The sequence below is a fragment of the Erwinia mallotivora genome (assembly GCF_000590885.1).
GTDB lineage: Bacteria > Pseudomonadota > Gammaproteobacteria > Enterobacterales > Enterobacteriaceae > Erwinia > Erwinia mallotivora.
In genome coordinates, this window is sequence record NZ_JFHN01000050.1 from 52,307 (window position 1) to 64,352 (window position 12,046).

Consider the following 12,046-nt stretch of genomic DNA (forward strand, 5'->3'; position numbering starts at 1 on the left):
TGGTCAACCCACCATCAGGATATCTTCAGTTATCTGATTGCCCCGTTTCTGCTCTTCGGAAACAGCGCTGTTAACTTGTTGTTTAACGGCATCATAATTATCAAGAATGCCGTTTACTTTATTAATAATCGTGCCATCCATCAGGCTTTTCACATCTGTCGCCATATCAGGCAGTCCCAGTTGGTTCATGACACCCAGCGACTTATGTTCATAGTTGATTGCAACGGCTGGCGTACCGAAAGTCATCGAGATAATGGCGGAGTGCAGACGCGTACCAATAGTCAGATGACACTGTGCCAGCAGCATACCCAGTTCGAGGTCGTTAAACTCATCCATCACCACATGATATTTATCTTTTTGCTTTACGTGGTCGCGCAAGGTGATGGCTATCATACGGTCGTCATTACCATAGCTGTCGATGCCGGTACAGGTGGAGAGCGCAACCACCTGATAACCGCGTTCAATCATTGCATCAACAACCCTGGCAAATGCCATCTCATACTGCTGTTGCGTTACCCCAAGACGTTTGTCAAAAGGAGCGAGCTTACGCACGGTAATTGCGATGGTTTTATTTGCGGCAATGACCTGCTGCCAGTGCAACAGATTGTGGCCGGGCTGTTCAACCTGACGGGCGCGTACCAGAAATGCGGTATCTGAACCGGGAATAACTTTCTGAGTGGTAATATTGCCCCGCTTCATCATCTCCAGACTAACGCTTTCACGCAGCACCAGACGATCCACGCGGGAAAAGACAAAATTAGCAATCTCATTAAAACTTTTTTTCTGGAAAGGCCCGACGCTGTGACCGATCATAAAAAGTGGTTTTTTAGCCAGCAAAGCGCAAAGCGAATGTTCAAATTGCAGTGGACCGTAGAGATCAACGAAGAAAGACCCACCCACCTGAATCACCGCATCATACTGTTGCAGTTTGTCGCTGAAATCACGCAGATATTTCGGCACGGGCAGAAGTTTATGCCAGCCACGACCACTGATATGCGCCATCATAATTTTTGGCATCAGCCGCCGTCTGACTTTGTCAGCCAGCTTGTTTTTACCTTTTTTCAGTTCCAGAAAAAGCTCATCCGGCAAAATAGTTTGCCCAAGCAAATAACCGGAACTGACGGGATAACGGCTGATGACATCAATCTCAAGATCGTTTTTTACCTGCCCGAGAGAATCGATTAGACCGCGCAAAATAGCACCATCACCACGGTTACCACAGGTATGGTTGCCGACTAATAAAATCTTCATAAAACACTCCAGAAAGCTGCTATACCGCAGATAAGAACAAATAATAAATAACTAAATAATAAGTATTTTTTTAACCCGGTTACTTCTGTAGCCAGACATAACGGCGTAGTCAGAGTCTGAAAAAGCCCATGCAGCCCTGTTAAACTGCGTGGCATGACGCGCGGCAACCAGAAGGTCGCCGCTCCGGCCTGATTATTTTTTTAAGGCAAAATAGGGCACTGCTACCTGCTGGCCATTAATGACCATCGAGACAAAGCCCTGCGCCTGCGACGTATCCACTTCACTTGCTTTCAACAGGCGCGACTGCATCAGCAGATCGCCCTGCTCATTCGCGCCGATACCGGCTTTACCATTGTGCAGCGTAAAGCGTTGCACAAGGTCGTGCATATTGGAGCCGGAAGGCTTTGCGACTTCCTGCATTTTGCTGACAAAATGCGCGCATTTGCCGGTCAGAAAACGGTCTTTCGCCGTCGACTTCATCAGCACACCCGCTGAAGCCACCCAACCTGCCAGTTTGATAAACACCCGCGTGTCGGTGTCGTAGGGGGTTTCAATCATCACATCAAGGACCGGGCTGGACCCTTCAGCATGCCAGCTTCCTTCAGCACGGTGAGCCTTGCGTTGCAGGCTGATGATCGCTTTACCGCCGGTGGTACTTCCACCAACCACTTTTTGCAACGCTGACTTATCGGTGCCGTTGTTGAAAGCGGCCTGACCAAAGATCTCAATTTCCCAGCTGTCACCCACATCCGGCGTAAAAATGTTGCCCAGTTCGTACCATTTTTCCTGGTTGGTGTTGTTAACCAGGCGAAAGCGTGAGGTGAGATAGTTGTACTTCATGCTGCCATCTACAGCGACGCCGTAGGATTCAACCCGGGTTGAACCCTGTTCATAGGCCGAGAGCCAGGCACCTTCGGCAGAAGAGTTATCAATCCAGCTGCCAGCCTGCAAATTGGTCTGGCGCATATTCAGACGGGAATTGTGTGCGATCAGCGGGTTTTTACAGGTTTCAATGCTCAGCGCATCAATAATCCACTGTCCGTTGGAGATGTTGCCCGGATTATCTGAATGCTCAATCCAGCCGTTATGAATGATTGACTGGCTACAGCGATCCAGATTCAGCACCATCCCTTTCGTACAGTACTGGGCATTAAAGTTAGAGAGCTCAATCGCCGTGCTGTGATCCCAGTTCCCCTGTTTCTGACCTGACCAGACGGCTTTAATCACATCTCCGGTACATTTACTGGCGTACCACTGGTCAATTTTACAATCCAGCGTATCCATCAGGTGCAGCGAGGTGCCGCCAATATTGTCAAAACGCAGACAGGCGCCGCGGAAAAACTGCCCACCCGCGCATTTGTTTCTGAAGAAGCCCTGACTGTTTGGCTGTTTATCCGTATGACCGTTAACAATCAGATTACTGATTTCTACCCAGCGTGAATTAACCTGGAAAATAAACTCAGACTTACCGTCTGAAACCAGCGTAGTGGCAGGGAAATAGCCAAAGTTAACCATCGCCCCGGAGACGCGGAAAAAGCGCGTTGACTCCGCTGAAAAATCACAGCTGCTGACAAAAAAAGTCCCGGCAGGAAATTGCACACAGATAGGTTGATCGGCTTTTACCGACCAGTTGTACATCGCTTTAATCGCCGGTGCGGTGTCGGTTTTGCCGTCATCTCTGGCACCAAAATCAAACAGTGTCAGACGGTTAAAGTCATGCACAACGCGGCGCCAGTGAAAGCCTGCCCCGGCAAAATTCAGCCCACCATCATCCGTTCCATTGCTCAGGCTGCCAATAAATTCACCGCCGCCCACTTCAAGACCTTCATGCCAGCTGCTCAGTTTAACTTTCGCGCCTTCAAAAAGCGGACGTGTTTTACGCAGGTCGGCGACAGAAGCGATCTCACCAATCAGCTGGTAGCCCGCTGGCTGGGACAGACGCTGGCTGAACCCGGACGCATCGGGTTTGGTGACGTCAGGAATATTGAAAAGGACGCTACCGGAATCATCCACCACCGCCATCGAGTGCGCAGGGTTAGCGATCAGTGCCGCGTTATCGGCAATAAAATGCTCAAAGTTGCCTTTATTTAACGCAACGGGTTGGGCAATTTTCGACAGTTTGCCGCTGGCACTGCGCAGAAACAGGTCGGTCAGATTACCCGGCTGGGTTGGGTCAGTCCCGACCTTGCCAATGTAAAGTTTGCCGCTGAAGTTTTGCCAGAAACGTTGTGGCATGGCGTACACCGATTCCGGCGTGAGGACAGGGACATCTCCCTTGGGTATATCACCCGCCTGCACGTCGGTCAGGGAGACGGAAGCGTCCTTTTTTGCGGCCTGGCTGGAAAACGAACTCACAGAAAGGGCTGCAAGAATCGACGAGAACCCGGTAATTAATTCTCTTCTTTTCATTGATGTAATCCCATAGTAGTCATGTGCCGATAAGCATAAATGTGATTTCCAGAGGCACTCTCGCCTGCTAACTGCCACACCCGCCCATACCGATGCGCCTGCTGGCGGACGCCTGTCGGAACAGGGAGTGAAGATGAGTATATTGGCAATTAAAGGCAGAGATTCAGATAGTTAAACTAAACAAGCGCGAGCCAGGATTGCTTAATCACGTTGCCGTCAAATTTCAGCGCAGTGTTTCTGGTTTTTTCACTCATGGCAAAGAACAATTCGTCGTTATGAGCAAGCTGATTCATCTTTTCGATAAAGCCTGCACGATCGTTCATCGCCACCAGAAAGCCATCCTGATTATTGTTGATAATTTCCTGTGGGCCGGTCGGGCAGTCGTAAGCCACCACCGGCAGTGCCCAGGATTTTGCCTCCAGCAATACCAGCGGCAGCCCCTCATAGCGCGATGTCATCAACGCCATATCACTGTCCCGGTAATAGTCGTTGATATTCGCGACCTTGCCGACAAAGCTGACGCTGTCACTGATATCGAGCGCTGACGCCTTCGCCACCAGCTCATTTTTCAGTTCGCCGTCACCGGCAATCACCAGTTTCCACTGTGGATTAGTGGCCTGGAACCCCTTCCAGACGTCCAGTAACAGGTCAAAGCCTTTTTGAAAATCAAGACGCCCGACGGCCAGCGCCTGAAACGTGCGTTCAGTGCGCTGATAATTTTTATAAACAATGGGATTGGGGATGGTTTTCGCAGGTATGCCCCACTGCGTTAACACCTTTTCATCTTTGTCGGTGAGAACCAGCACGCGGTCGTAATAACGCAGGAAGAGGTATTTAAGCAACTTAATGGGTTTGCTGAAGGAGTTAATGGCAATATGTTCGCAGGCATAGGTTTTCGCTTTCTTCTTGCGTAAAGAAAGCAGGCTCCAGAGGGCAAACATCACGCTGAGGCGACCCATGCTGATCAAAAAGACCGCATCAAAATTCTGCTGATTAATACGCTGGACTGCGCTGCGGATCGGATTCTTCTCACCTGCAAAACTGACAATCTGCTTCACCTTTTCGAAGGGATAAAAAGGTTCACCCGCCCCCTCCAGCGAATAAACAAATACCTCATGCTCGTCGCCCAGACACTCCGACATGAAGTTGCAAATATTCTCGGTTCCGGCCCAGGAATAAGCATCTTTTATCACCAGCACTATTTTTTTCATCGCGGACTCGCCACCTCAATCACATCAATGTAAAAATCTGTCCCGTACCGCTGCCAGGGGCGACGACCAGGTGCAGATACTGCGTTTGTCATTGCAAGACTGAAACGTTTCAAGCTGGCAACTTATCTGTGCTTCAAAGTGAACAGAACCCCATTAACCATGTACCAAGCATAATAGTAATACACTTTTAGCGGATTGTTTTTATAGATAAATCTTAATAAATCCAGATGCCACTTCGCGGCCTTATTTTTGTTACGCGACAGTGAGTCACCCAGCTCATAATAATTGACCAGATTACGTTCAATCACTCTTGCCTGTTTATACTGGTCGAATAATTCATAGAGGAATAAAAAATCCTCGTGGCCTTTTTTATGGAACAGGATGGTTCGTGACGGACGACGGTAACACACTGATGAAAAGCAAATCCGAAATTGCTTTTTCACGAAGCTTTCTTTCATCAGGTAGGGTTTGTTCCAGGTGACGTCATAGGCTTTGGTACGCGACTTATAGCCGTAATGCGAAATAACCAGGTCATCACCCGCCGCCAGTGCCTGAACCTGTAGCATCAGCTTATCTTTTTCCCATTCATCATCACTGTCGAGAAAAGCAATAAACTCTTCGCTGGCTGCCTTCAGCCCGACGTTGCGTGTTTCGGCCGCACCGAGATTTACTTCGTTGCTGAGAATAGTAATACGGGGATCGCGGCAATTTTCCTGGACAAAAGCCAGTGAGTCGTCGGTAGATTTATCGTTAATCAGATAAATCCGCCAGTCAGTCCAGCTTTGATCAATGACCGACTGTACCGCACGCAATACGGTGTGACGAGCATTGTACATGGGAATGACAATGCCAACTGTGCCGATTTGATTGTTCATCTGAAATCCTGCTTCTGTATCGTGGACGGGTATAAATATAAAAAAGGCCAGTTAACCTGGCCTGTGAATCAGAAGAACCTGAACAGGGGAGCAATGCTGTAACCATTTACCGACTGAACGGAAAGGATCGTGTTATAAGCCAGATAATAGGTGGTCATGCCCGCCAGCAAAATAAAGTTCAGAATTGGATTCCTGATCCGCGTCATTAAGAAAGCCAGCAACAGCGGCTCGGTGTGTAAAAACAGGTTCCCTACCCTGCCTCCCAGAATTGAGAAGTCAGAGAAGATAATACGAATTGCGGCCCCGGCGGAATAGGCCATCAGCAGGATATAAACCAGCCGGTCTTTGGCTTCAATAAGCGGTTTACGGAAATAAACCAGGGTGAAGAAAATAATAAAGGCAATGTTTTTGAAATTCGCCAGACTGAATACCGGCAATGCCGCATCAAACTCCGTTCCGCTATAGGCCATTGCCCGATCGCCGAGGTTAGGCACAATCCCCAGCGAATCAAGGAACAGCTTTTTACCGCCTACCAGGCCCAATGGGATCGCGGCGAAAACCATGATGATGCCAAAGTATCTCCGCTCTTTGATAAACAGGAACGGTGCCACCACCACGGTGACAAATCCGGTAGATTGTGATTGCGAACTCAGCAGCAGAAAAATAAATGCAACCACATAACGACGGCCCGCAGCAGTACAAATTGCGGCCACCGCAAAGGCGCTGGAAAGACCAAAGCGGATTTGATTCATGTCTTTATTGATAAACAGGTGTGCAGAATAAAGACACAGTGAACACAGAATTAATGGCGAGTATTTTTTAAATACCCATGCATTGGTCGATACCGCAACAAAGGCGATAAACAGCAGAAAATAGTAGCTTTCATGGGTAAACCAGCTCAGCACCCATGCCAGTAGCATAAACACATTTTCATAGCGGTAGATATCCGCTACAGCAGCAAACCCACTCATACTGGTTTGACGGGAAAAATCGTGGAAGAACCCCAGATATTGCCAGTCGTCTATGCCTGAGTTTGGCCCACGCATTCCTGCCAGCAGGATGAGTATGAGCGTGCCGATAAAAAAGAAATAGGTAACGATAATTTTGGTTTTGGGCTGCGTTAACTGGTTAATGGTCGCCAGTTCAAAAATACAAAATACGAGCAGTGTGTAACTTATTACCCAGTATATGGCCATTCTTTTCCCCAAAAAGTCAGTGTAGTAAGGTTAAACACTGACACTATTTTCCGCCCAGACGCGCTCTGATTTTATCCTTCAGACGATTGATAAAGTAGGTGCGGTTATCTTTATTAGTTAAGAAGAAATAGCGGACGAAACTGAGAGTGGCCTGAAAAGATTTGCCATCCATTTTGTATCGCAGAGGCAACTTATAGGCTTTATAGGTGTTAATATCACGCTGGGTAAGCCAGGGCTTCATGTTATCCAGCCAGAAAAAGGAATATTTAACCGACTCCCCTTTCTGCTTTGATCCAAATTTACTGACTAAATGATAGTTTGCCAGCGGCGTGGCAATCATTACAAATTTATAGCCTTTTTTATCAGCACGAATACAGAAGTCGTAATCCTGGTGACGGATGTATTTGGGATCAAACTGGATGTCCAGGGCATATTCCCGCTTCAGAACAATGGTGCTGGTCTGAATAAAACCATAACAACCAAACAGGTATTCCGCCACGGTCTCATTTTCAGAAACCGGCTGCATCGGCATCACCTTCAGAAACTCACCGTCCTGAATGATATTTACCTGACTGTAAATAATCGTTTTCTCTCTGCCCTGCGCGTCAAGTTCGGCAATGGTATGCAACGACTGTTGTAATTTTTCCGGATGCCATTCATCATCCGCATCCAGAAAACAGATGTAGTCGCCTGTCGCCAGCTCAACACCCTTATTACGGGCAGCGGAACCAAACAGTTTTTCCTGAGAAAGCACCAGCTGAATTTTAAGCTGACTGTATTTCTCTGCCCTGACTACCTCGGCGAGCTTTTCTGCATCGGCGGATTTATCGTCAATGATGATGACTTCGAAATTTTGATAAGTCTGCGCGGCCACACAATCCAGGGTGGTCACGATCGATTCAGCAGCATTGTAGGCCGGAATAACAATCGAGAAGAAAATATCCTTCATTCTCAGGTACCTTTTTTTTCGTCCAGACAAAGCGGCCCGGAAAACACACGAATTCAAAATGAATAAGGAACCTTTTGTCAGCAGATAAAAAGGTTCCTTATGATTACTTAGCTTTTTGCATCCTGTTTATAGCTGTAGTCGTAATAATCGTAGCCATAACCAAACGCATTCGACGCTTTGCGAACCACGGCATTCAGAATGACACCTTTAATGTCGATACCATTCTGCATAAACCGGCGGTAGCTGAATTCCACTTCCTTCAGCGTGTTAGTCTCGAAGCGAACCACCATCAGTGACGTTCCGGCCAGCTTACCAATGATCGAGGCATCGGTAACGGCAAGAATTGGCGGTGTATCAATCAGTACCAGGTCGTAATTCATGCTCGCCCAGTGCAGCAGTTCGTTCATGCGGTTGTGCATTAACAGTTCAGAGGGGTTCGGCGGCACCTGACCACGGGGAAGGAAATCAAATCCCCAGGCACCCTTCTGGACCAGCTCGCTGCTGAACTCCGTTTTGCCTGACAGCACGTCAGACAGGCCTGTTTTATTGTTTGCACCCAGCAGTTGATGGGTGTAACCCCGACGCATATCACCATCAATCAGCAACACTTTCTGATCGGCTTTTGCCACCAGCGTCGCAAGGTTCGAACAGATAAACGTTTTCCCGATGCCCGGACTGGCCCCGGTGATCATCAGAATGTTGTTTTTAGCTTCCATCATGGCGAAATGCAGGCTGGTACGCAGGCTGCGAATTGCTTCGATAGAAAGATCGGTTGGATTGCCGAGTGCCAGCAGTGAGTTAGTTGCGTCAACCTTGCCATGCCCCGTACGACGCGCCAACATATCGCCATCGCGTTTGCTCTGCCACTCAGAAAGAGGAACGCTGGCATACACATTGATCCCGCGCTCTTCCAGCTCATCAGGACGCTCAATACCATGATGAAACAGGGCTTTCAGCAGAATGACACCCACGGAGACCATCATGCCCAGGATCATACTGGCCAGCACCACGAGGAGTTTCTTCGGTGCAACGGGCGCTGCGGCCGTTTCTGCCGGGTCTACGATGCGCACATCACCAACCGTGCTGGCTTTGCTGATATTCAGTTCCTGCTGACGATTCAGCAATTGCATGTAGATTTCCTGACCGGACTGAACATCACGTGTCAGGCGCACAATTTCCTGCTGGGTCTGAGGCATCTGACCAATTTTCTGGTTAACACGCTTCTGCTCATCAACCAGCGTCTGACGTTTCTCCAACAGCGCACGATAGGTTGGGTGATCTTTGGTAAATAACTGGGAAACTTCAGCTTCACGGAAGGTCAGCTCATTCAGCTGACTCTGGATACTGACAGAGGAGTCCAGCGCCGATTTCGCTTCCATAGACATATCTACAGAGTCATTCTGGCGGCGGAAGGTGTTGAGCTTATCTTCTGCCTCATCCAGTTTGGCACGTACGTCCGGCAGCTGAATCTTCAAAAACTCCAGACTTTTCTGCGCTTCAGCCGATTTGCGATCGATATTCTGATCAACATAATTGGTGACGATCTGGTTCAGTACCCGGCTAATCTGCACCGGATCTTCACCCAAATACTCCAGCCCCAGAACGCCGGTATCTTTGCCTTTATCGGCAACGGTGAGATTGTTAGTCACCAGGCTGATAGCCTGTAAATCGGTCAGTTTGGTCACGGTGAAACTGGTATCAGGCTTAACCCCAACAATGCTTTTCACCATCATGGTAACGCCGCCATGGTTCTCCAGTTGCCCAACTTTACCTTTAAACAGTTCGTCGCCATCTTTACTGACGGTGTAACTGTCAGCACCCGTGACCTCAAGGGAAAGCTGCGGTTTTTCCCAGCTTAATGGGACGGAGAGTTGGGTTACGTCCACTTCGCCAGGTTTATTACCCAGTAAGCGGGATAAGCCCTTGCCAATAACCGGCAGGTAATTCTGTTGTACCAGTGCATCCAGCCCTAAATCTTTTACCGTCTTGCCAATCACCATACGTGAGGTAACAATTTCAACCTCGGTGGCTGACATCGGCTGCGCATTTGGCATCATCGACTGAAGATCATTCAGCACCGTATTTACATTTTTGTTTTCCACCTGCACCATCGCATCGGCGCTGTAAATAGGGGTGGCAAACAGGCTGTACAATGTGCCGAGCAGCATAAATAAAGCCGTAACAGCAACAATAATCCAACGGTGATCAACAAGTTGTCCCACAATGTGCGCCAGGTCCCACCCGGTGGACTCCTCATGCGACGCTGACGATGCCTTACTCTTTATATTCATGGATAATCCCAATTATCGGCTTAATGCGTTGACCCATTTCTGGGCAGCGTTTTCAAGTAATACGTACACGGCTTCATAGGCATCGCGGCTTTTTTTATAGGGATCCGCTATTTCCTGTTGATTAAGCCAGTGGCCAAATAACATGGTCTTGCCACGTACGGAGGGATTAATACGATTGATCTGATCGATATGTCCCTTTTCCATCACCAGCAACAAATCGTAATCCCGACACATAGCCGAAGTAAGTTGGCGAGCAACATGCCCCTCCAGTGAAAGGTCATGTTCACTGGCAACACTGCTGGCAGTGTCATCAGCCGGGTGGTCCACCACGGCATGCAACCCGGCTGACGCAACCTTTTTATTCGGTAACGCCGCTTTGAGCATTCGTTCCCCCGTGGGGGAACGACAGATATTGCCGACGCAGACTACCAGGATTGAGTTAATCATGGGCTTCTCCGCTGATTACCAGTTATGAATAATTTGCGCATTTTCACTGGCGTTATAGATGCCGGTAATGGTCGGTACCAGCTGAGAAACCACACGGTTCCAACGCGCCAGTGGCGTCGCGGTGACATAGACGATGTCATAAGGTTGCAGCTGGAACTCTGATCCCATAACCATGGCGGAAGCATCTTTAACGTTCAGCTGATAAATATTGGCAATACGGGTGCGGTTTGCGCCTTTAATCGGACGAATAACAAAGACACCGGTTGCATCTGCTGCACCCTGATCCATCCCCTGTGCACTGCCCAGCGCTTCTGCCAGTGTCATACCGCTGCGGTCCATCTTCAGCGTGGCCGGCTGTTTCACTTCACCCATCACAAAGACTTTCAGATCGTCGTTGCGCGGAACATAAAGGATGTCGCCAGGATAAAGCAGATGATTTTGCGACAGGTCACCATTTTGCATCAGTGCCTGAAGAGAGATCGGCATTTCACGGCCATTGTGCGTAAGTACCACATTGCGCCAGTCTGCATTCTGCGTCAGGCCACCGGCTGCGTTGACCGCATCAAGGATAGTCAGAGGAACGTTGGTGATTGGCTGTTGGCCTGAGGTGGTCACTTCACCCGTCACGTAGGCTTTTTGCGATTTGAAAGAGGCAACGCTGACGTCAACCTGTGGGCTTTCAATATACTGTGCAAGACGTGAAGCGATTTCGCTGCGGATTTCCTGTACGGTCCGCCCTGCCACTTTGACTCGTCCAATGTAGGGATAGAAAATAGTGCCATCAGAGTGCACCCAGTTGCCGGTGTCACTGGCGCTACGATACTGCCCCGCCGGGGTGGTTAATTCAGGGTGATCCCAGACGGTGACCGTCAGAACATCGCCAATGCCAATGCGATATTCATAGCGCTGCAACTCATTCTGCAATTCCGGATTAGGTCTGGCGACCGTCGGTTTTACACGCAGCTGCTCTACCAGGCCGGGCGTTAAGGGAAAAACGTTGACGTATTTATCGATATCAAAGTCGCTATCCTGCTGTTTGATAACATCTTTTCCGCTGGTGGAAAGCGTCGAACCGGGCACAATTGTACATCCGGAAAGAAGGGTAGCCGTAATCAACAAGGGTAACACTTTCGTTTTGATTGTAATCATCTATCTCATCGCTATCAGTAATTTGAATGATAGTGGCGCATCCGCCGCAGTGTAGCGTCATGCAAAAGTATTAAGGTGAATCACCCGATCAAGCCCTGAAACTGTTGGTCATTATCATATATTCCCTCTTACTTTCTTATGCCTTGCCGGTTCGATTATAGCCGACGCCCAACATTCGCCATAAAAGATGTCCATCATGCAACACGTTGACAGGTAACTGGAAATGATACTTCAGCGGCGGCCCTCCATCGACCTTGTGGACAGACCA

The 12,046-nt window shown here is 48.8% G+C and carries 9 protein-coding genes; all 9 read right to left on the bottom strand.

The annotated features are described in order from the left end of the window. Positions 1–3 precede the first annotated feature (3 nt). Positions 4–1,251, bottom strand: coding sequence for a colanic acid biosynthesis pyruvyl transferase WcaK (gene wcaK, locus BG55_RS11585; protein WP_034937775.1), 1,248 nt, complete (start codon positions 1,249–1,251; stop codon positions 4–6). A gap of 192 nt (positions 1,252–1,443) precedes the next feature. Beyond that, positions 1,444–3,660, bottom strand: a complete 2,217-nt coding sequence (locus BG55_RS11590; RefSeq protein ID WP_034937777.1) for a phage tailspike protein — start codon at positions 3,658–3,660, stop codon at positions 1,444–1,446. A gap of 176 nt (positions 3,661–3,836) precedes the next feature. After that, positions 3,837–4,871, bottom strand: a complete 1,035-nt coding sequence (locus BG55_RS11595; protein WP_034937780.1) for a glycosyltransferase — start codon at positions 4,869–4,871, stop codon at positions 3,837–3,839. 122 nt (positions 4,872–4,993) lie between these two features. Further along, positions 4,994–5,746, bottom strand: coding sequence for a glycosyltransferase family 2 protein (locus tag BG55_RS11600; protein ID WP_034937782.1), 753 nt, complete (start codon positions 5,744–5,746; stop codon positions 4,994–4,996). A 68-nt stretch (positions 5,747–5,814) separates the two neighbouring features. Then, positions 5,815–6,942, bottom strand: a complete 1,128-nt coding sequence (locus BG55_RS11605; protein ID WP_034937785.1) for an EpsG family protein — start codon at positions 6,940–6,942, stop codon at positions 5,815–5,817. Between the two features lie 43 nt (positions 6,943–6,985). Continuing rightward, a complete protein-coding gene (locus BG55_RS11610) occupies positions 6,986–7,891 on the bottom strand; it encodes a glycosyltransferase family 2 protein (protein WP_034937787.1) in 906 nt (301 codons plus the stop codon). Positions 7,892–7,998: 107 nt separating this feature from the next. Beyond that, the gene (gene wzc, locus BG55_RS11615; RefSeq protein ID WP_034937895.1) at positions 7,999–10,182 is read right to left on the bottom strand and encodes a tyrosine-protein kinase Wzc; all 2,184 of its coding nucleotides are present in this window, start codon (positions 10,180–10,182) and stop codon (positions 7,999–8,001) included. Between the two features lie 12 nt (positions 10,183–10,194). Further along, a complete protein-coding gene (locus BG55_RS11620) occupies positions 10,195–10,629 on the bottom strand; it encodes an arsenate reductase/protein-tyrosine-phosphatase family protein (protein ID WP_034937790.1) in 435 nt (144 codons plus the stop codon). A gap of 15 nt (positions 10,630–10,644) precedes the next feature. Further along, a complete protein-coding gene (locus BG55_RS11625) occupies positions 10,645–11,778 on the bottom strand; it encodes a polysaccharide export protein (protein WP_034937792.1) in 1,134 nt (377 codons plus the stop codon). Positions 11,779–12,046: the final 268 nt, after the last annotated feature.

Bases quoted from the DNA above. Each gene is read 5' to 3' on its own strand.
- wzc (WP_034937895.1), bottom strand. From the start codon at position 10,182: ATGAATATAAAGAGTAAGGCATCGTCAGCGTCGCATGAGGAGTCCACC.
- BG55_RS11595 (WP_034937780.1), bottom strand. From the start codon at position 4,871: ATGAAAAAAATAGTGCTGGTGATAAAAGATGCTTATTCCTGGGCCGGA.
- BG55_RS11625 (WP_034937792.1), bottom strand. From the start codon at position 11,778: ATGATTACAATCAAAACGAAAGTGTTACCCTTGTTGATTACGGCTACC.
- BG55_RS11590 (WP_034937777.1), bottom strand. From the start codon at position 3,660: ATGAAAAGAAGAGAATTAATTACCGGGTTCTCGTCGATTCTTGCAGCC.
- BG55_RS11605 (WP_034937785.1), bottom strand. From the start codon at position 6,942: ATGGCCATATACTGGGTAATAAGTTACACACTGCTCGTATTTTGTATT.
- BG55_RS11620 (WP_034937790.1), bottom strand. From the start codon at position 10,629: ATGATTAACTCAATCCTGGTAGTCTGCGTCGGCAATATCTGTCGTTCC.
- BG55_RS11600 (WP_034937782.1), bottom strand. From the start codon at position 5,746: ATGAACAATCAAATCGGCACAGTTGGCATTGTCATTCCCATGTACAAT.
- wcaK (WP_034937775.1), bottom strand. From the start codon at position 1,251: ATGAAGATTTTATTAGTCGGCAACCATACCTGTGGTAACCGTGGTGAT.
- BG55_RS11610 (WP_034937787.1), bottom strand. From the start codon at position 7,891: ATGAAGGATATTTTCTTCTCGATTGTTATTCCGGCCTACAATGCTGCT.